Genomic DNA, 17,959 nt, shown 5'->3' on the forward strand with positions numbered 1-17,959 from the left:
GCCTTTCCCAACGGGAAGGGCTTTTTTGTTTTGAATTGGGCTGTAAGCTTTAGCTTGCACTGGCTTTCGTGCTTGTCGGAAATATCTCTACAACGCACCGCTACTGCTGGATAAAGCTTACGTTACATGGAAATCCATCCCAAAATCACGCCCATATACCAGACTTCCGTTTTCAAGTTTGCGGATCTCCACGAGCTGGAAAGCTACTTCGAAAGCCCCGAGAGTCGGTACATGTACTCTCGCAACGGCAATCCGAATTCCGATGAACTGGCAAATGCCGTGACGAGGCTGGAAGCTGGCGCCGGCGGTATTGCGACCGGCTCCGGGATGGCCGCCATTTTTGCGGCCCTGATGGCTTTTTGCCAAGCCGGCGACCACGTGCTGTGTGCCGCCGATATTTACGGTGGGTCTTCATCGCTGCTAAACGCCGAATTGAGCCGGATGAACATCACGGTGACATACGTACCGTTTGAGGCCTTGTACTCGCTCGCGGAGTTCGTGAAGCCTACGACGCGCGTCCTGTTGGCCGAAACCATCAGCAATCCGCTGCTTCGCGTTGCCGATCTGCGCCAGTTGGCCGACGAATGCCATCGCCATGGGTTGAAGCTCATCGTGGACAACACGTTTGCCTCTCCCATCCTGACGCGCCCTCTGGCATTAGGGGCAGATATTACGTTGCATAGCGTCACCAAATACATTGCTGGCCACAGCGACGTGACGGCCGGTGCCGTAGTGGCCGCCGACCCTGACGTAGCGGTTCGCCTTAAGGAAATCGGTATGCATTATGGCCTGACGCTGAGCCCGATGGAGAGCTGGCTGGCAGTGCGGGGTCTCAAAACGCTGCACCTACGCATTCGCCAGCATTGCCTCAATGCCATGGCCATCGCTGAGTTTCTGAACCAGCATCCGTCGGTGGCCGCTGTGTACTATCCGGGGCTGCCAACGCACCCGCAGCATGTTTTAGCCGCTGAGCAAGGGAAGGGTTTGTTTGGCGGTATGCTTTCTTTCAAAATAGCCGACGAAGCCGAAAAAGTAAACCAATTGATGCGCCGTAGCCAACGTTTCCCGTTTGCGCCTTCGCTGGCCGGGGTAGATTCATCGCTGTCGTATCCGTTGGGCACGTCGCACCGCTACCTGACGCCAGAGCAGCAGCAGCAGCTCGGCATCACTACCGGCCTGATTCGGCTCTCGGCCGGCATAGAGCCAGTGGAGGAACTGATTGCCGATCTGGAGCAGGCGCTTGCTTAAAGAACCACCTCGCGAAGGGCTTCGACTACCCTTTGCAGGTCGTCCTCCGTCATGCTCGATCCGGAAGGAAGGCATAATCCTCTCATAAACAGATCGTTGCAAACTGCGCCCCCGTACGTGGGGGACGACGCAAAAAGGGGCTGTTGATGCAAGGGCTTCCAGAGCGGCCGGGCTTCGATGTTGCGGCTTTCTAGGTGTTGCCGCACCTGCTCCGGCGTAGCTGAGGTTTGATTAGCGTCGAGCAGAATGGTTGTAAGCCACCGATTGGAACGGCTGCCAACCGGTTCGTGAGGGCCGAAGCTAATCGCTGACACCTCGCGAAGTTTTTCTTTGTACCACGCATAAATTTCCCTTCGCTTTTTTACCCGATCCTCCAGCAATTCCATCTGGCCCCGCCCAATACCAGCTAAAATATTGCTGAGGCGATAATTGTACCCAGTAGTAGAGTGTTGATAATAAGGTGCTTGGTCTTTGGCCTGCGTCGCTAAGAAGAGCGCTTGCTGCGCCCAGCCTTGGCGGTTGGTAACTAACATGCCGCCACTGCTGGTAGTCAGGATTTTGTTGCCATTGAACGAGAAAACGCCCACCGCCCCGAAAGTGCCTAGCGGCCTTCCTGCGTAGTGCGCGCCCAAGGCTTCCGCGGCATCTTCCAGAACCGGAATCTCAAACTCCGCCGCAATGGCCAACAGCTCATGCAATTGCGCCGGTGTGCCATATAAATGCACCAGTATCAGTGCTTTAGGCTTTTTGCCTACTCGGATCCGGTCCTCGATGGCCTCACGCAGCCGCACCGGGCACATATTCCACGTATTTGGCTCGCTATCGACAAATACAGGCGTAGCGCCCTGATACACAATGGGATTGGCCGTAGCTACGAACGTGAACGAGGAGCACAACACCTCATCACCGGGCTCGACACCTAATAAGATCAGGCCCAGATGAATGGCCGCTGTACCAGAGGCCAACGCTACCGCGTAAGCTGCGCCGGTGTACTGACACACATCCTGCTCGAAACCCGTAATGTTGGGTCCTGTGGGAGCTATCCAGTTGTCCTCGAAGGCTTTATGAACGTAGTTGAGCTCGTGGCGACCAAGATGAGGTGGGGAAAGATAGATGCGGTCGTGGTCTCGGCTACGCATGAGTTTTGATAACGGTGGCAGGCACTCCAACGGCAGTGCAGTCGGCGGGCAAGTCGCGCACGGCAACGGCGCCGGCGCCCACAATGGTGCGAGCCCCTACGCGCACTTGGTTGATGACGGTGGCATTGGTGCCCAGATACACGCCCACGCCCAAATGGGCTTCGCCGCCGACATTGGCGTGGGGCATTAACGAACAAAAATCTTCCAGAACCGCGTCGTGGCCGATGGTGCAGCCCAAATTCAGCAGAACGTGCCTGCCCACCCGGATATCGGTGGTCAGGATGCAGCTTTGGGTGATAATGGAGCCTTCGCCCACGCTGATGTGCTGGTATTGCTGACAGGCCACGGAAGGATGAATCAGCGTTGCGAACTGCAAAAGGGGCGAGGTGAGCCGGCTGACCACTGCGGCCCGTGCTTGGCTATTGCCCACAGCCACAATGACTTGCAAGGGTTCCTTGGTAGCATTGAGGTCGGCGGCGGTGCCGCGGTACGGTACGCCGTGAATGAAGGCACTGGCAGGACTTGCGTCGTCGTAAAAACCAGTGAGCAGCCAGGTGGGCGTGACTTCGTTGATTTGACGAGCGAGCAGCAAAATTTCGCGGCCCAGCCCGCCGGCCCCAAAAATAACCAGCGGTTTTAGCGGCTTAGTCATGTTGCGGAGGCTCAGGGGCGACGAATGTACCCGTAAAGGCCTCAGTAGTAGCCTGACCCGGAGCCGTAATATTTCGGGCGCTTACCACCCGTTGAACAGTGAGTAACAAGATGCGAAGGTCTAATTTCAACGACAGGTTATCAGCGTACCACACATCGTATTCAAATTTCTTTTCCCAGGAGATCGCGTTTCGTCCGTTGACTTGCGCCCAACCCGTAATGCCCGGCCGAACCTGATGGCGGCGGGCCTGTTGCGGCGAATACAGCGGCAAGTATTGCGGAAGCAATGGCCGTGGCCCAACTAAACTGATATCACCCCGCAATACGTTCCAGAGTTGGGGTAACTCGTCGATGGAAGTGGCTCGCAGCCAACGTCCTAGCGGCGGCAGGCGGTCCGCGTCGGGAAGCAAGTGGCCTTGGGCATCGCGAGCGTTGGTCATGGTTTGGAGTTTGTAAAGCCTGAACAATTGACCGTGCCAGCCGGGGCGAAGCTGCCGAAATAACACCCGCCCTCGGTTTTGGAATGCCAGTGCCACCGCCGCTGGCAGCAGCAACGGCAACGTCAGCAGCACAAGCGGCGCGGCCAGCCCCAAGTCAAGCAAACGCTTGCCCCAGCGTCGGTACCAATCCAAGCCAATCAGGTTAGGCATACGAAAAAGCCGAAGCAATCAGGCTTCATGCAAGGCCAAAAATACCCTTTTTATGGCGCCTACGCAGTAGCTTGCGGCGCCGGCGCGACGAATTCTGCCGCTGGAATTCTGCTGCGTACGCTACCTCCCGATCATGCTAGTCTTCCCCAACGCCAAACTCAACCTAGGGCTTTACATCACCAGCCAGCGCGCCGACGGCTTCCGCAACCTCGAATCGGTGTTTGTGCCGCTGCCTTGGACGGATGCGCTGGAAATTTTGCCTGCTGAAGCTAATTCATTAACTCTTAGTGGCATACCTATTCCGGGTGAAGTAGAAACCAATTTGTGCTGGCGTGCCTACGAGTTGCTTAAGGCTGACTTTGACTTGCCGCCCGTGCAAATGCATCTGCATAAGGTCGTGCCCATCGGGGCGGGGTTGGGTGGTGGTTCGGGCGATGCTTCCTTTGCTTTGCGCGCTTTAAACGAGCTATTCAACCTGAATTGTTCGCCTGAGGTACTCGAGAATTATGCCCGGCGTTTGGGTAGCGACTGCGCTTTTTTTATTCGGAACAAACCTGTTTTTGCGCACGAAAAGGGCGATGTGTTCGAGCCAATTGCCCTCGATCTGACCGGCGTCGCGTGCAAAGTCATCTATCCTAATCTGCACATCAGCACCGGTGAAGCTTATTCGCGCGTCGTGCCGCGCACGCCCCGCCACGATTTGCGGCAAAGCATCGCGCAGCCTATGGAAACGTGGCGCGAAACTGTTGGTAATGACTTTGAAGATGCCCTAACGCCTTTTCATCCGGTGTTGGGCGAGCTGAAGCAAGCCTTATATACTGCTGGAGCAGCCTATGCAAGCTTATCGGGCTCAGGGTCTGCGGTTTACGGTTTTTTCCCGAAGCAGCAAGTCCCTCCCGTTTTACGGGTTCCCGACGATTATCTCGTCTGGGATGGGTTGCTGTAAGCGACGGGCCCGGCGCTGATTCCACTGGTCGAGGACGGGGTGAATCAGCACGCTAAACAAGATCACCAATGTGCCCAGGTAAAAGCCCGTCGACATCTGCTCTTCGCGGAAGCCGGGCACATGCAGCCAATACATCAGCACCGCCAGCAGGATGCCGTACACGGGTTCTAGGTTGACGGTCAGGTTGATAACGAACGCGGAGAGTCGCTTCATCAGCTCCACCGACGACGAGAAAGCATACACCGTGCAGACGCCTGCCAAGAGCAAGAGCCACACGTAATCCCAGGGTTTTAGGGCCAGATGCAGGCCCGCATTTTCGGTGAAATAGCGGCTGTACAGCGGAAAAAACAGCAAAATAGACAAGCACGCGCCCAGCATCTCATAAAACGTGAGGCGCAACGGTGGGTGCTCTTTCACCAGCTTGGAATTGAATACGCTGAACAAAGCCGACAGTCCCGCTGAAAATACCGCGACGCCCAACCCCAGCAGCTGATCGAATTCTGCCTGCGAAACCAGATACAAGCCCATCATCGTCAGCAGGCCCAGAATTACCTCGTACGCCCGCACTGGGCGCCACAAAATCAGAGGTTCGAGCAAGGACGTCCACAAAGCCAGCGTAGCCATACCGGCCAAGCACACGCTCACCGAAGAAAGGCGAGCCGCCAGAAAAAACGTGATCCAGTGCACGGCTACCAGCGCCCCGACGCCCAGCAGCCGCAGGGCTGCCAGCGGCCTGACGCGCCAGGTTTGCCGGCGCAACATCAACAACAAGCCTAGCCCCACAGACGCAATCAGCGTGCGCCAAAACACCAACTCCACCGGCGGCACCGAAATCAGCTTGCCCAAGATGGCCGTGAAACCCCACAACAAGACGATGAAGTGAAGCCGGAGATAATCTTTGAGCATAATAAGCTGATTGTCAGTAAGTTGGTAAATAACGGCTCGTCGATGCTTACTGCGGTACGAAACGATACAGCGCCAGCCCGATTATGGTAAACACAATGCTCGGTACCCAGGCCGCCAACATGGGCGAAAGCGTGCCCACCGCCGCTAAGTTGCGGCTCAGGATTACGAAAATGATGAACACGAAGGCCAGCACAAATCCCAGCGCAATCTGCCCGCCGACGCCCGCTCGCGACTTGCGGGCACTCAGAATTACGCCAATAATGGTAAGTATCAGAATAGCAAAGGGATACGCGTAGCGTTCGTATTTCTCGCTCAGGTACGTTTGCGTGTCGTCGGCGCCCCGATCGATTTTCTGCTTGATGAACGCGTTCAGCTCCGGCAGCGTGAGGGTTTCGGCGAGGCGGTATTTGCTGGCGAAATCCTTGGGGTAAAGATTGAGCGTTGTATCGCGGGCTGGCACGGTTTGCAGGTGTTCCTGCTGCCCGTTAAAAGTGCGAATTAGCTGCGGCGTGAGGCGCCACGCGTGCTTCGTCGAGTCCCAACTGATGGCATCGGCAGTGAGGCGGCGCTTGAGCGTGGTGCCCACAATGGTTTCGAGCGCAAAGCGGTAGCCGACGTTGTTGATGTTGTCGTAGCTTTCCATCTGGGCATAGGTTTCGGGCCCGATCTTGATGTGAAAGTTGCGCGCGTCGAAGTGATACTGCCGCTTGGTGTAAAGGCGCTCAAAGTTCACGCGCGTCTTGTTGGCCACCGGAATCAGCCAGCCGATGAGCCCAAACGTAGCCGCCCCGATAATCAACCCACCCATAACGTAAGGCAGTAGAAACCGGCGAAAACTCACGCCGCTGGCCAGAATCGCTACAATTTCGGTGCGCGAAGCCAAGCGCGCCGTCACGAATACGGTGGCTATGAACACCGTGATGGGGGAGAGCAGATTGGCGTAATACGGAAACAGATTGACGTAATATTCCAGAATAATCTGCTTGGCGCCGAGGTCGTGCTGGATGAAATCGTCGTTTTTCTCCGTGAAGTCAATCACGCAGATCACGGCCACCAGCACCACCACCGTAAAGAAAAACGAGGTGAGAAATTTCTGGAGGATGTATTTATCGAGCAGCTTCATGTAATCGTGGGTGAGGCAGATTAATGGGATGGGCGCTGATAATCAGCTTTTTACGGAGTTTTAAGCTGATTTGTATAAGTAATTGATAATGAAGTAGTTGTGTAACTGATAATTTACAGGCGCGTCATTAGTTGCTTCACCATGCGATCTTTCCACTCGCGAAAAGTGCCGGCCAGGATGTGCTCCCGCGCCTGCTTGACCAGCCACAAATAGAACGTCAGGTTGTGCACGGACGCAATTTGCGGGCCGAGCATTTCCTGACTCTGAAACAAGTGACGAACGTAAGCGCGCGAGTAAAACGTACTGACGTAGCCGCCTAGTTCGGCATCAATCGGCTCGAAATCGGTGGCCCATTTTTTATTGGTAATGTTCATCACGCCTTGCGTGGTAAACAGCATGCCGTTGCGCGCGTTGCGGGTGGGCATTACGCAGTCGAACATATCAACGCCTAACGCAATGTTTTCCAATATGTTAGCCGGCGTGCCGACGCCCATCAGATAGCGGGGCTTATCTTTGGGCAAGATGTCGCAGACGAGCTCGGTCATTTCGTACATCAGCTCGGCGGGCTCACCTACGCTCAGGCCACCGATGGCGTTGCCTTCGCGCTGCTGCTCGGCCACAAACTCCGCCGACTGGATGCGCAGATCTTTGAAAGTGCTGCCTTGCACGATCGGGAAAAGCGTCTGCTCGTAGCCGTAGTGGCCTTCGGTGCTATCGAAGCGGGCAATGCAGCGCTTGAGCCAGCGATGCGTCATGTCCAGCGAGCGCTTGGCGTAGTCGTATTCGCAGGGCCACGGCGTGCACTCATCAAATGCCATGATGATGTCGGCGCCAATGGTGCGCTGAATGTCCATCACGCCTTCGGGCGAAAACAAATGCTGCGAACCGTCGATGTGGGAGCGGAATTTGACGCCTTCCTCTTTGATTTTGCGCGTGCCGCTAAGCGAGTACACTTGGTAGCCACCGCTGTCGGTCAGGATGGGCCGATCCCAGCCGTTGAATTTATGCAAGCCGCCTGCCTGGCGCAAAATATCGAGGCCGGGGCGCAGGTAGAGGTGATAGGTATTGCCCAGAATGATTTGGGCCTGTACATCGTTAACTAAGTCGCGCTGCTGCACGGCTTTCACCGTACCCACTGTGCCGACCGGCATAAAAATCGGCGTCTGGATGGCGCCGTGCGCCGTGGTGACCACGCCGACGCGGGCTTTGGTCTGGGAATCTTGGGCTACGAGATCGAAGGTCATTCAGTCACAATTACAAACCGCAAAGGTAACCCCTTGGCGCCGTTTGCTGCTGATGAATACCTATTTTTGCCGGCTTATCCGGATACCCCGTGTTGCTTCTTTCTTTTTCGCCGGCCCTGTGGCTGTTGCTGGCCTGCGTGCTGGTGCAGATGTACTACGCGGCCTATTATTTTTTGCCATTCGCCAATCGGCCCACCGAGCCCGAGGACAACGCCGGCGCGGCCGAACCCGTGTCGGTGTTGGTGTGCGCGCACAACGAACTGGAAAACCTGCGGCGCCTGCTGCCTTTGCTCTTGCAGCAAGAGTATCCGGCGGGGTTTGAAATAATTTTGATTGACGACCGCTCAGACGACGACACGTATCTCTACGCGCAGCAGCTCGCCCAGTACTTTCCCAACGTGCAGCTGGTAACCGTGAGTACGACTCCGCTGGGCTTGTCGCCAAAAAAATATGCGCTGACGCTGGGCATCAAATCGGCGCGTTACGAGCAAATGTTGTTCACCGACGCCGACTGCATTCCGGCTACCAATCAGTGGATCAGGCTGATGCAACGCGGCTTTGCCCGCCCCGCCGACTTAGTGATCGGGTACTCGGCTTATGCGCCTGAATCTGGGTTTTTAAATAAGCTCGTCCGTTTTGAAACCCTACTCACCGGAGCACAGTATTTGTCGTTCGCGTGGCGAGGAAAACCTTATATGGGAGTGGGCCGAAACATGGCGTATTCCCTCCGTTGTTTCCGGACAACCAAAGGCTTTGCTTCTCACATTCGCAGCCTCGGAGGCGACGACGACCTGCTGGTGCAGGACGCCGTGCAGCACGGGATGCGGGTGACGGTAGTCGCGGAGCCGGCCGCGCACACGCTTAGCAAACCGGCTTCTACTTGGAGCGCTTGGTGGCATCAGAAACGACGCCACCTGTCGGCCGGCCGCCGCTATCGTTTGGCCGATCAATTCCGAATAGGAAACTTTATTGGTACTAATCTGCTTTTTTATTTCACAACGCTTGGACTACTATTTTCCCGCCCTGATTGGGTACCTTTGGCCGCAGTGTGGTTCGTGCGCACCAGCATCCTTTGCTTTACTTATTCCCAAGTTGGCCGCCGCCTTCATGACCGGCTGCCGATAGTTCTGCTGCCTGTCCTCGACGCTGTTTATTTTTTTTACTATCTCGCTCTGGGAATTTCGCTGTTCCTCTACCGTAACCTCCGATGGAAGTAAACAATCAGGAAATTCAAAAACAGTTTTCTGCTAAAGCCAAGCATGATTTCAAGCTGATTCGGGCAGCTGTGGAACAAGGCGATGAAAAAGCCTATGCCGAGTTGATGCAGATCTACAAAAAGCCGGTATACCACGTGGTCCTCAAGATGGTCCGCAACCCCGACGACGCCGAAGATCTCACGATCGAAGCCTTTGCCAAAGCGTTTCGCAACCTGCACAAATTCAACCCCGAATACGCATTTAGCACGTGGCTTTTCCGCATTGCCACCAACAACTGCATCGATTTTATCCGCAAGAATAAAATCAAAACCATGTCGATTGATTCGGCCATCAAAATCGACAACGGCGACGAGATCACCATTGATTTCCGCGATCAAAACTTGAACCCGCAGGAGTCAGCCATCAAAAATCAGAAAATCGAAATCATGCAGCACGTGGTATCGCGGCTGCCCGACAAATACCAGCGCCTCGTCACGCTGCGTTACTTCGATGAGTTGAGCTACGAAGAAATTGCGCAGGAGCTAAAAGCGCCGCTCGGTACCGTGAAAGCCCAACTGCACCGCGCCCGCGAGTTGCTCTATGATATGGTGAAGAACAAAAAGCATATTATATAACTATTTGATTATCAAATATTTATAAAAGAAAATGCTCCGGCTTCCAGTCGGAGCATTTTCTTTTTACAGATGCCGCGGTTTCGGCATGGGAGCCGTATGGCTACATCCGATACCTTTGTTCCGATGGACATCTTGTTTCGCTACTTCCCCGACCTTACCGACCAGCAGTGCCTGCAATTTGAACTGCTTGAGCAGGAGTTTCGCGGCTGGAACGAGCGCCTCAACCTCATTGCCCGCACCGACGTCGATAACTTGGCCGAACGCCATTTTTTGCATTCGCTGGGCATTGCCAAAGTGGTGCAGTTCGCGCCGGGCACTTCGGTGCTCGATGTCGGCACGGGCGGCGGACTGCCAGGCTTGCCGTTGGCCATATTATTCCCGGAAGTCGAGTTTCATTTGGTTGATAGCATCGGCAAGAAAATCAGGGCGGTGCAGGACATGGCGCATGCGCTGAAGCTGCACAACGTAACCGCCGAGCAAACCCGCGCCGAGCAATTGCGGCCCAAATACGATTATGTGGTGAGCCGCGCCGTTGCGCGCTTGGCTACGTTTTACACCTGGATCGAGCACCGCTACAAGCCCAGCGCCGATGCGGCTACAGGCCTGTATTATTTGAAAGGCGGCGATCTGGCAGAAGAAATTGACGAGTCGGGCTTGCCGGCTGCGGTTTACAACCTGAGCGATTATTTCACGGAGGAGTTCTTCGAAACGAAAAAAGTCGTGTTTGTGCCGAATAGCTTAGCCAAGAAACGCTAAGAGACTGCCGAAAATCTCGAATCAACGCAGTAGTTAGGCCGGGATTTGGGCCGTAAGAAACTCGATGGCTCTGCGCTCCGAGTAATATTCGCCATCGGGCGAGCCTTCGGCAAAACCGACGTGGCCGCCTTCCTGCGGCGTTTCGAGGAAAACATAATTGCTTTTCTCGGCCACCTCTCGCGGAAAGCAAGAGGGCGGCAGGAAGGGATCATTGACTGCGTTTACCAGAAGCGTAGGGATGCGAATCCCGCTCAAATACCGGCCCGAACTGGAATACTCGTAGTATTCTTCGGCTGACTTAAAGCCGTGCATAGGAGCCGTAAAGCGGTCGTCGAACTGCGGAAAGTCCTGCAGCTGATCGATGTCGGCCAAATCGATCTGGCCGGGCAGCAGCTCGGCTTTCTGCCGCATTTTTTCCCGTAGCGATTTCAAAAATCGGTTGAGGTAAATCCGGTTTTGGAAGCGCGAGATATAATGCGAACTCGACTTCAGATCGGTAGGCACCGAAAACACAGCAGCGCGTTCGACTTGACGCGGGACTTTATCGGGGTTTTCACCTAAGTACTTGAGCGTCACGTTGCCTCCGGCGCTAAACCCAGTGAGGTACACCCGCCGATAGCGCGCTTTGCCCAAGGCATAGCGTACTACAAAGTCAAGGTCTTCGGTGTCGCCGAGGTGATAGGTGCGCAACAAGCGGTTCATTTCGCCGCTGCAGCTGCGGTAGTTCCAAGCCAAGGCATCGAAGCCAGCCCGATTCAGCGCGCGCACCATACCGCGTACATACGGCCGGCCGGCATCACCTTCCAAACCGTGTGATACAATCGCCAGGGTATCAGTGTGTTGGTTAGGGAGCCGTGACCAGTCTAAATCCAGGAAATCTCCGTCTTCGGTTTCTACCCGTTCGCGCTGGTAGCTAACGTCCGGTACGGAGCGCAGAATGCTCGGGACAATAGTTTGTACGTGGCCGTTGAATAAGTAAAACGGCGGTTGATAGCGGGAGTGAGTGACGAGCGGCATAACGAATCAATCTAGTTAAGTAGCCGGCGGAATCTAAATATAACGAAAGCTCGGCATGCATACTAGTAAGATATGCCCGATTTTATGTCGTTTTGGTGAAGTAAAACGCTAAGCTTTTGAGTGTTCGGTTTGGGCCAAACCCAAATAAAGAGCCACTAGCAAAGCGATTCCGCCAGAAAGCGCAAAGGTAAGCGCCGGCCCACCCCAAAACCAGATAAACCCAGCCAGCGTGCTGGCTCCCAAGGCCGCTAAGCTGCTCAACCCAGCATAGGTGCCGAGGGCTGCTCCGGTGTCGGTAGAGGCACAAAGGTTGCTAAGCCATGCCTTGCTAACCCCTTCGGAGGCAGCACCATACAGACCATACAGCCCAAATAGAAACCCAAAAAACAGCGGGTCTTTGGCCAATGTGGCCCCGGCGTATACCAGTGCAAACAGCACCAAGCCTGTGGCTAGGGTACGGCGCGGTCCCAGCCGATCGGAGAGGTGGCCGGCTGGAAAAGCCGCGGCAGCGTAGACGAGATTGTAGAAAATATACAGCCCAATAACCGTGGCATCCGAAAGCCCCCTCTGCTTAGCCAACAGCAACAGAAAGGCGTCGGAACTGTTGAATAAGGCGAACAGTAACAAGGCACTGGCGACTCTACGGTAATTTGCCGGAGCTCGCCGCCAGTAGCTAAAGGATGCCCAAAACGGCTGGATGGGCTTGCCCGAAGGAGCGCGCGATCTTTCCCTGACCAGCAGCGTGATGAATATGGCCGCTACGCCGGGCAGAAAAGCCAAGAGAAAGAGGTTGTGGTAATCGGTGGGGCGTGCTGCCAGCCAGAATAAGGCCACAGTGGGCCCTAACACCGCGCCCAGCGTATCCATAGCCCGGTGGAATCCGAACACACGCCCTTTGAAGGCGGGCGTGGTCTCATCGGAGAGTAGCGCGTCTCGTGCGCCCGTCCGAAGGCCTTTGCCTAACCGATCGGTGGTACGCGCCAGAAACACCCACCACGGCAACTGCAGTACCGCCATCATGGGCTTAGACAGTGCGCTGAGCCCGTAACCCCATTGTACAAAGGGCAAACGCCGTCCTACGCGATCCGACCATTGCCCGAAGTAGCCTTTGCTCAGGCCGGCCGTTGCTTCCGCTACGCCTTCCAGAATTCCGATCAGCACTACCGAAAACCCGATGCTTTTTAGGTACAAAGGCATCACCGGATAGAGCATCTCGCTGGCCAAATCGGTGAACAAACTCACCAACGACAACAGCCAGATGGTTCGGGTTAGGTACTTCATAGGCAATAAGAGGCTGGGAGGAAGCCGAAACGCAGCGGTACGCTTACGGGTTGTTACGACCATGCTCGGCTCATGAGCGGAAAGTCAAATTGACAGTATGTGTTTGCTATTTCAAATCAAAGCCTTACCTTTGCCAACCCAATTGAAAACGAATTCGAGCAGAACGTCAACTTTTCCATCATGGCGAATCATAAGTCGGCCCTCAAGCGCATCCGCTCCAACGAAGCCAAGCGCGTGTTGAACCGTTACCAAGCTAAATCTACCCGTACGGCTATCAAAAAGCTCCGTGCCTCTTCCAGCAAAACTGAAGCTCAGGAGCTGTTGAAGAAAGTTACGTCGATGCTTGACCGTCTGGCCAAGAAAAACATCATTCACAAGAACAAGGCAGCCAACAACAAGTCGAGCCTGACCAAGTTCGTGAACTCGCTGGCTGCCTAAGCGGCAACAAACCAGCGTCTCTGCTCTATATAGAAAAGGCCTTGCGTGGATACGCAAGGCCTTTTTGCGTTGCACGCTTACGTATTTTCCAAAACAAAACCCCTTGCCACGATTGCGGCAAGGGGTTTTGTTTTGGAAGCTACGTAATTATCTGATAGACAAATACTTATGCAACACTTACTTTTACCATATTGGCTTTGCCTTTCTCGTTGATGGGCATCGAAGCTGTGTTGATGAATACGTCGCCCTTTTGCAAGTTGCCGGTCGTGGTCAGCACATACTTCAAGTCCGAAACGGTGTTATCGGTGCTCACGAAGCGGTCGTAGTAGAAGCCTCGCACGCCCCATACTAGGCTCAACGTGTTGAGAAGCTGGCGGTTGTCTGTGAAGATGAAGATGTTGGCTTTCGGGCGATACTTCGAAAGCTGGAAGGCCGTATAGCCGCGGTGCGTCATGCCCGTGATGACTTTTGCATTGGTGTCGCGGGCCAGCGAACAGGCTGCTGACAGTACGCTGTCGACCATGAACGAGTCGGAGGCTGGGTCGATGGGGAAGCCTCGGTTGTAGACGTCTTCCCGCACCGTTTCCACGCTGCGGATGGTAGCTACCATCGAGCGGATCACTTCGGTGGGGTAGGAGCCAACAGCAGTTTCGGCTGAAAGCATCACCGCATCGGCACCGTCGAGCACGGCGTTGGCCACGTCGTTGGTTTCGGCGCGGGTGGGGCGTGGGCTCGTGATCATGCTTTCCATCATCTGCGTGGCCACAATTACCGGCTTGCCAGCGCGGTTACATTTTTCGATGATAAGCTTCTGGGCCATCGGCACTTCTTCGGCCTTGATCTCAACGCCTAAGTCGCCGCGCGCTACCATGATTGCGTCGGTGAGGGCGATGATTTCGTCAATGTTTTTCAGGCCTTCAGGCGTTTCGATTTTCGCCACAACCCGGGTTTCCTTGCCGCTTTCGGCAATGATTTTTTTAATAAAGCGAATGTCTTCGGCCCGGCGGGCAAAAGATAGCGCTACCCATTCCACGTCGTTTTCAAGGCCAAATTGCAAGTCGGCAATGTCCTTCTCGGTCATGGCCGGTGCTGATACTTCCGAGCTGGGCAGGTTGATGCCTTTGCGTGGCTTCACTGTGCCGCCGTAAATGACTTCCGCCTCCACTTCCGTTTCGCGGTCGGTGCTGAGCACGCGCAACTCAATTTTGCCATCGTCAATCAAAATAGCATCGCCGGGCTTTACGTCGCGGGCCAAGCCTAAGTAGATGGTGCTCAGGCGGGTTGCTGTGCTAATCTCTTTCTCGCCGCACACCATTTTGATAATGTCGCCGGGCTTGATTTCGACAGCGCCGCCTTCTACTTCGCCCAACCGGATTTTGGGTCCTTGCAGGTCTTGCAGCAAGCCCACGTGGGTGCGTAAGTCCTTATTAAGACGGCGAACCGCATTGATCACCTGCAGGTGATCTTCATAAGAACCGTGCGAAAAATTGAGCCGGAATACGTCCACGCCTTCCCGAACCAAGGTAGAAAGCCGGTCATAGGTATTGGAAGCGGGCCCGACCGTAGCTACGATTTTAGTTTTATTGAAATGAGGAAGAGATTCCATGGGTTGACGGAAGAAGTTTTTGAGTTGTGAGCAAATAGTAAAAACGGCTGACATCCTGAAGGCAGCAGGGCGACAAAGCTCTGCGAGTGTATATCATTGATAATGAAATACTTATCTCGTGTGATGAGCTTCTTCGCGGCGCTCAGGACGGCAGCCGGGCAATTGAGTTGATGCTTCAAAAGAGCAGATTTTCTTTGAATTTCAAGGAGTTGGGGTCGAACTGACACGCGTATTGTACCTCTGGCAGGCGAGTCAGTCGATCCAATATTTCGTCGGATGCCAGCGCCCCGGTGCCGTTGCTGACCTGAATTAGGTAATCGTATTCCTTGATGTCGGGAGCCAAAAACGGCTTTTTCAAGATCGACGGATCGAGCGAGCGGTTACGCAACAAGCGCAGCGTGATGGCTTCGGTGGTGTGCAAATAGTTGCTGATCACGAGCCGGCCGCGGGCCAGCAAATCGTAGATCAGATCTTGTTGTTTGACCAGTCGCAAGCGCAGCGCGTGGTTTAGCGTCCAGGCTAGCTTGTGTTCCCGGCTCGATGAAACCACGCCGAAAAGATCGAAGTCGCACTCGTACTCAACGTCCAGCGTCAGCATTTTCATAGGCAGCTACGAAGGCAAAGAAGGGCAAAAGTACACACGTCAAAAGCCGAAAGGAACAGGCCCGGCCATAATCTTGTACCCTGAAGATTCGGGTGGGTTTGTTTGACAATGTTAGGGAAGATAGTGTTATTTGTGCCTAGTTTTCCTCAAACCCCCACGGAAATGTCTGAAATTGCAGAAAAAGTAAAGGCCATTATCATCGATAAATTGGGTGTAGAAGCTTCGGAGGTCACTCCAGAGGCTAGCTTCACAAACGATCTGGGCGCTGACTCGCTGGATACTGTCGAGCTGATTATGGAGTTCGAAAAAGAATTCAACGTGTCTATTCCCGATGATCAAGCTGAAAACATCGCGACCGTAGGTCAAGCGATCAGCTATCTCGAAGAGCACGCCAAGTAATTCCGGCCTCTTTTTCACGGCTTTCGCTTACCGGCCGGCCCGCCGCCGGCCGTTTTGCTTTTTAGTAGTTCTTCTTTTCGCTTCTTCCGCTAGCTTATGTCTCTTCGGAGAGTCGTTGTAACCGGCTTAGGTGCTCTTACCCCCATTGGCAATTCCGTCGCTGAGTATTGGGACGGGTTGTCGCGCGGCGTGAGCGGTGCGGCCCCCATCCAGCGCTTCGACGCCAGTAAGTTCAAAACCCGCTTCGCCTGCGAAGTAAAAGGGTATAACTCGGAGGACCATTTCGAGCGTAAGGAAGGCCGCAAACTGGACTTGTTTTCGCAGTTTGCTGTAGTAGCTGCCGATCAGGCGGTGCTCGATGCCGGCATTACCGACGCCATCGACCACGACCGCATTGGGGTCATCTGGGGCTCGGGCATTGGTGGTCTGCGCACCTTCCAAGAAGAGTGCGTGGCCTTCGCCAAAGGCGATGGCACCCCGCGCTTCAACCCCTTCTTCATTCCAAAAATGATTGCAGACATCGCGTCGGGTCATATTTCGATGAAGTATGGCTTCCGCGGTCCCAACTTCGTGACGGTTTCGGCTTGCGCCTCGTCATCCAACTCCATTATCGACTCGTTCAATTACATCCGCCTCGGCATGGCCGACGTGATGGTAACGGGCGGTTCGGAAGCGGCAGTGACAGAGGCAGGTATTGGGGGTTTTAACGCCCTGAAGGCACTGTCAGAACGCAATGACTCTGCCGAAACCGCTTCCCGCCCCTTCGATAAAGAACGGGACGGCTTCGTGTTGGGAGAAGGTGCTGGTGCACTTATTCTCGAAGCACTCGAACATGCCCAGGCACGCGGCGCCAAAATCTACGCCGAGATTATCGGAGGCGGCATGTCGGCTGATGCGTATCATCTGACAGCTCCGCACCCAGAGGGTAAAGGTGTGATTCTGGTGATGAACAATGCTTTACGGGATGCTAAAATCACCCCAGAAGAGGTTGATTACATCAACGTGCACGGCACAAGTACACCGCTGGGCGACATTGCCGAAGTAAAAGCCATTCAGCACGTGTTTGGCGAACATGCTTACAACCTCAACATCAGCTCTACCAAGAGTATGACGGGACACCTGCTGGGCGGGGCCGGCGCTATTGAGGCCATTGCGGCCATTCTGGCTATTCAGAACGGCGTCATTCCCCCGACCATCAACCACACGACCGACGATCCCGAGTTGGATTCCCGGTTGAATTTCACGTTCAACGTGGCGCAGAAGCGCGACGTAAACGTAGCGTTGAGTAATACTTTCGGCTTCGGCGGCCATAATACGTCGGTGCTGTTTCGCAAATTCCGCGACTAATGCCAAAGCCCGGTCAGCCACTTCCGCTGTTCGGTTTCTTCCGGCGGCTGCTGGGGCAAGACCGGGCTTTTCGGCAAGCTATTGCCACCGTCACGGGCAGCACACCCGATAATATTCGCCTCTATCACTTGGCCTTCACGCACTCGTCGGTGGTGCGTCAGCAGGGCGATACCGCGCGACACCAGTCCAACGAACGCTTGGAATTCCTCGGCGATGCCGTACTGGGGGCGGTGGTAGCCGAATATTTATTCCGCAAATTCCCGTACGAGCAAGAAGGTTTCCTGACCGAAATGCGCTCTCGTATTGTTAATCGCGAGAGCCTCAATCAATTAGCTTTGAAGTTGGGCTTGGATAAGCTGGTGCAGCTAGATCCAGGTCAAGGCCGCGCCGCGCGTTCGCGCTCGGTCAATGGCAATGCTTTAGAGGCGCTAGTCGGCGCCATTTACCTCGATCAAGGCTATAAGTCGGCGCGAAAATTCGTGCTCGGCAGGCTGATCAAGCCGTTTGTTGACGTAAAGTCTCTGACGCTGACTACCACCAACTTCAAAAGTAAGCTTATCGAATGGGCGCAGCGTGAGGGGAAATCCCTGCGCTACGATATTTCGGGACAACCACGGCCAGGTGGGGTGATGGAGTTTTCGGCAACCGTTCTCCTCGACAACGAAGCCGTGGCAATGGGCATGGGCTTATCAAAGAAACAAGCCGAGCAAACCGCCGCCGAACGAGCCCTCGAAGCACTAGGTATTTAAGGTATATCTATACAGATACTTGAT

Annotated in this window: 19 protein-coding genes; 9 read left to right on the forward strand and 10 right to left on the reverse strand. The window is 54.8% G+C overall.

Annotation, left to right across the window (positions count from 1 at the left end):
• Positions 1-126 precede the first annotated feature (126 nt).
• Positions 127-1,248, forward strand: coding sequence for a trans-sulfuration enzyme family protein (locus tag H9I52_RS00995; protein ID WP_187452284.1), 1,122 nt, complete (start codon positions 127-129; stop codon positions 1,246-1,248).
• Here H9I52_RS00995 and H9I52_RS01000 read toward each other — a convergent pair.
• From H9I52_RS01000 to H9I52_RS01010, 3 genes are read right to left on the reverse strand one after another with little or no spacing between them, the layout of a single operon-like run.
• Entirely contained in the window at positions 1,245-2,387 is a 1,143-nt protein-coding gene (locus tag H9I52_RS01000; protein WP_187452285.1) for a DegT/DnrJ/EryC1/StrS family aminotransferase, read from the reverse strand. The genes H9I52_RS00995 and H9I52_RS01000 overlap by 4 nt on opposite strands.
• Entirely contained in the window at positions 2,380-3,039 is a 660-nt protein-coding gene (locus H9I52_RS01005; protein ID WP_139514580.1) for an acetyltransferase, read from the reverse strand. Before H9I52_RS01005 ends, H9I52_RS01000 begins: the two co-directional genes overlap by 8 nt.
• Positions 3,032-3,688: a sugar transferase gene (locus H9I52_RS01010; RefSeq protein WP_187452286.1), complete on the reverse strand. Its 657-nt coding sequence runs from the start codon at positions 3,686-3,688 to the stop codon at positions 3,032-3,034. The genes H9I52_RS01005 and H9I52_RS01010 overlap by 8 nt, the downstream gene beginning before the upstream one ends.
• Positions 3,689-3,821: 133 nt before the next feature.
• Here H9I52_RS01010 and ispE point away from each other — a divergent pair, with 133 nt between their 5' ends.
• The gene (ispE, locus tag H9I52_RS01015) at positions 3,822-4,634 is read left to right on the forward strand and encodes a 4-(cytidine 5'-diphospho)-2-C-methyl-D-erythritol kinase (RefSeq protein ID WP_187452287.1); all 813 of its coding nucleotides are present in this window, start codon (positions 3,822-3,824) and stop codon (positions 4,632-4,634) included.
• Here ispE and H9I52_RS01020 read toward each other — a convergent pair.
• From H9I52_RS01020 to tgt, 3 genes are all read right to left on the reverse strand, one after another.
• Positions 4,590-5,540, reverse strand: a complete 951-nt coding sequence (locus H9I52_RS01020) for a DMT family transporter (RefSeq protein ID WP_187452288.1) — start codon at positions 5,538-5,540, stop codon at positions 4,590-4,592. The two genes, ispE and H9I52_RS01020, sit on opposite strands and share 45 nt — an antisense overlap.
• A 46-nt stretch (positions 5,541-5,586) precedes the next feature.
• Positions 5,587-6,663, reverse strand: coding sequence for an LptF/LptG family permease (locus H9I52_RS01025; protein ID WP_139514576.1), 1,077 nt, complete (start codon positions 6,661-6,663; stop codon positions 5,587-5,589).
• Positions 6,664-6,776: 113 nt separating this feature from the next.
• Complete coding sequence (gene tgt / locus H9I52_RS01030; RefSeq protein WP_139514575.1) at positions 6,777-7,907, reverse strand: tRNA guanosine(34) transglycosylase Tgt; 1,131 nt, start codon at positions 7,905-7,907, stop codon at positions 6,777-6,779.
• Between the two features lie 89 nt (positions 7,908-7,996).
• Between tgt and H9I52_RS01035 the strand changes: the two genes are divergently transcribed.
• The 3 genes from H9I52_RS01035 (at position 7,997) to rsmG (ending at position 10,494) form a co-directional block, all read left to right on the forward strand.
• Positions 7,997-9,124 carry a glycosyltransferase gene (locus H9I52_RS01035; protein ID WP_187452289.1) on the forward strand — a complete coding sequence of 376 codons (1,128 nt, stop codon included), beginning with the start codon at positions 7,997-7,999 and terminating at the stop codon, positions 9,122-9,124.
• Complete coding sequence (locus tag H9I52_RS01040) at positions 9,115-9,738, forward strand: RNA polymerase sigma factor (RefSeq protein ID WP_139514573.1); 624 nt, start codon at positions 9,115-9,117, stop codon at positions 9,736-9,738. Before H9I52_RS01035 ends, H9I52_RS01040 begins: the two co-directional genes overlap by 10 nt.
• 123 nt (positions 9,739-9,861) lie before the next feature.
• A complete protein-coding gene (rsmG, locus tag H9I52_RS01045; RefSeq protein ID WP_187452290.1) occupies positions 9,862-10,494 on the forward strand; it encodes a 16S rRNA (guanine(527)-N(7))-methyltransferase RsmG in 633 nt (210 codons plus the stop codon).
• 33 nt (positions 10,495-10,527) lie between these two features.
• On the opposite strand, the gene H9I52_RS01050 is transcribed toward rsmG, so the two are convergent.
• Both H9I52_RS01050 and H9I52_RS01055 read right to left on the reverse strand, forming a co-directional pair.
• Positions 10,528-11,511, reverse strand: a complete 984-nt coding sequence (locus H9I52_RS01050; protein WP_187452291.1) for a YheT family hydrolase — start codon at positions 11,509-11,511, stop codon at positions 10,528-10,530.
• A gap of 108 nt (positions 11,512-11,619) precedes the next feature.
• Complete coding sequence (locus H9I52_RS01055) at positions 11,620-12,792, reverse strand: MFS transporter (protein WP_187452292.1); 1,173 nt, start codon at positions 12,790-12,792, stop codon at positions 11,620-11,622.
• Between the two features lie 180 nt (positions 12,793-12,972).
• On the opposite strand from H9I52_RS01055, the gene rpsT reads away from it, so the two are divergent.
• On the forward strand, positions 12,973-13,230 hold the full coding sequence (gene rpsT / locus H9I52_RS01060; protein WP_139517687.1) for a 30S ribosomal protein S20: 258 nt from the start codon (positions 12,973-12,975) through the stop codon (positions 13,228-13,230).
• 166 nt (positions 13,231-13,396) lie between these two features.
• On the opposite strand, the gene pyk is transcribed toward rpsT, so the two are convergent.
• Together pyk and H9I52_RS01070 are read right to left on the reverse strand one after the other, a co-directional pair.
• Entirely contained in the window at positions 13,397-14,836 is a 1,440-nt protein-coding gene (gene pyk / locus H9I52_RS01065) for a pyruvate kinase (RefSeq protein ID WP_187452293.1), read from the reverse strand.
• Between the two features lie 175 nt (positions 14,837-15,011).
• Positions 15,012-15,440, reverse strand: coding sequence for an IPExxxVDY family protein (locus H9I52_RS01070; RefSeq protein WP_139514569.1), 429 nt, complete (start codon positions 15,438-15,440; stop codon positions 15,012-15,014).
• Positions 15,441-15,602: 162 nt separating this feature from the next.
• On the opposite strand from H9I52_RS01070, the gene H9I52_RS01075 reads away from it, so the two are divergent.
• The 3 genes from H9I52_RS01075 to rnc all read left to right on the forward strand — a co-directional run bounded on the left by H9I52_RS01075 (position 15,603) and on the right by rnc (position 17,935).
• Complete coding sequence (locus H9I52_RS01075) at positions 15,603-15,839, forward strand: acyl carrier protein (protein WP_073109216.1); 237 nt, start codon at positions 15,603-15,605, stop codon at positions 15,837-15,839.
• Between the two features lie 96 nt (positions 15,840-15,935).
• A complete protein-coding gene (gene fabF, locus H9I52_RS01080) occupies positions 15,936-17,186 on the forward strand; it encodes a beta-ketoacyl-ACP synthase II (RefSeq protein WP_139514568.1) in 1,251 nt (416 codons plus the stop codon).
• Positions 17,186-17,935, forward strand: coding sequence for a ribonuclease III (gene rnc / locus H9I52_RS01085; protein ID WP_139514567.1), 750 nt, complete (start codon positions 17,186-17,188; stop codon positions 17,933-17,935). The genes fabF and rnc overlap by 1 nt, the downstream gene beginning before the upstream one ends.
• Positions 17,936-17,959 lie beyond the last annotated feature (24 nt).

Origin of the sequence: Hymenobacter sp. BT491 (genome assembly GCF_014349165.1) — a bacterium.
GTDB classification, from domain to species: domain Bacteria; phylum Bacteroidota; class Bacteroidia; order Cytophagales; family Hymenobacteraceae; genus Hymenobacter; species Hymenobacter jejuensis.

Coding starts and splice junctions, on each gene's coding strand:
- H9I52_RS01025 (WP_139514576.1), bottom strand. CDS start 6,663: ATGAAGCTGCTCGATAAATACATCCTCCAGAAATTTCTCACCTCGTTT.
- H9I52_RS01055 (WP_187452292.1), bottom strand. CDS start 12,792: ATGAAGTACCTAACCCGAACCATCTGGCTGTTGTCGTTGGTGAGTTTG.
- H9I52_RS01050 (WP_187452291.1), bottom strand. CDS start 11,511: ATGCCGCTCGTCACTCACTCCCGCTATCAACCGCCGTTTTACTTATTC.
- H9I52_RS00995 (WP_187452284.1), top strand. CDS start 127: ATGGAAATCCATCCCAAAATCACGCCCATATACCAGACTTCCGTTTTC.
- H9I52_RS01005 (WP_139514580.1), bottom strand. CDS start 3,039: ATGACTAAGCCGCTAAAACCGCTGGTTATTTTTGGGGCCGGCGGGCTG.
- rsmG (WP_187452290.1), top strand. CDS start 9,862: ATGGACATCTTGTTTCGCTACTTCCCCGACCTTACCGACCAGCAGTGC.
- fabF (WP_139514568.1), top strand. CDS start 15,936: ATGTCTCTTCGGAGAGTCGTTGTAACCGGCTTAGGTGCTCTTACCCCC.
- ispE (WP_187452287.1), top strand. CDS start 3,822: ATGCTAGTCTTCCCCAACGCCAAACTCAACCTAGGGCTTTACATCACC.
- H9I52_RS01020 (WP_187452288.1), bottom strand. CDS start 5,540: ATGCTCAAAGATTATCTCCGGCTTCACTTCATCGTCTTGTTGTGGGGT.
- H9I52_RS01075 (WP_073109216.1), top strand. CDS start 15,603: ATGTCTGAAATTGCAGAAAAAGTAAAGGCCATTATCATCGATAAATTG.
- rpsT (WP_139517687.1), top strand. CDS start 12,973: ATGGCGAATCATAAGTCGGCCCTCAAGCGCATCCGCTCCAACGAAGCC.
- H9I52_RS01000 (WP_187452285.1), bottom strand. CDS start 2,387: ATGCGTAGCCGAGACCACGACCGCATCTATCTTTCCCCACCTCATCTT.
- H9I52_RS01010 (WP_187452286.1), bottom strand. CDS start 3,688: ATGCCTAACCTGATTGGCTTGGATTGGTACCGACGCTGGGGCAAGCGT.
- rnc (WP_139514567.1), top strand. CDS start 17,186: ATGCCAAAGCCCGGTCAGCCACTTCCGCTGTTCGGTTTCTTCCGGCGG.
- pyk (WP_187452293.1), bottom strand. CDS start 14,836: ATGGAATCTCTTCCTCATTTCAATAAAACTAAAATCGTAGCTACGGTC.
- H9I52_RS01070 (WP_139514569.1), bottom strand. CDS start 15,440: ATGAAAATGCTGACGCTGGACGTTGAGTACGAGTGCGACTTCGATCTT.
- H9I52_RS01040 (WP_139514573.1), top strand. CDS start 9,115: ATGGAAGTAAACAATCAGGAAATTCAAAAACAGTTTTCTGCTAAAGCC.
- tgt (WP_139514575.1), bottom strand. CDS start 7,907: ATGACCTTCGATCTCGTAGCCCAAGATTCCCAGACCAAAGCCCGCGTC.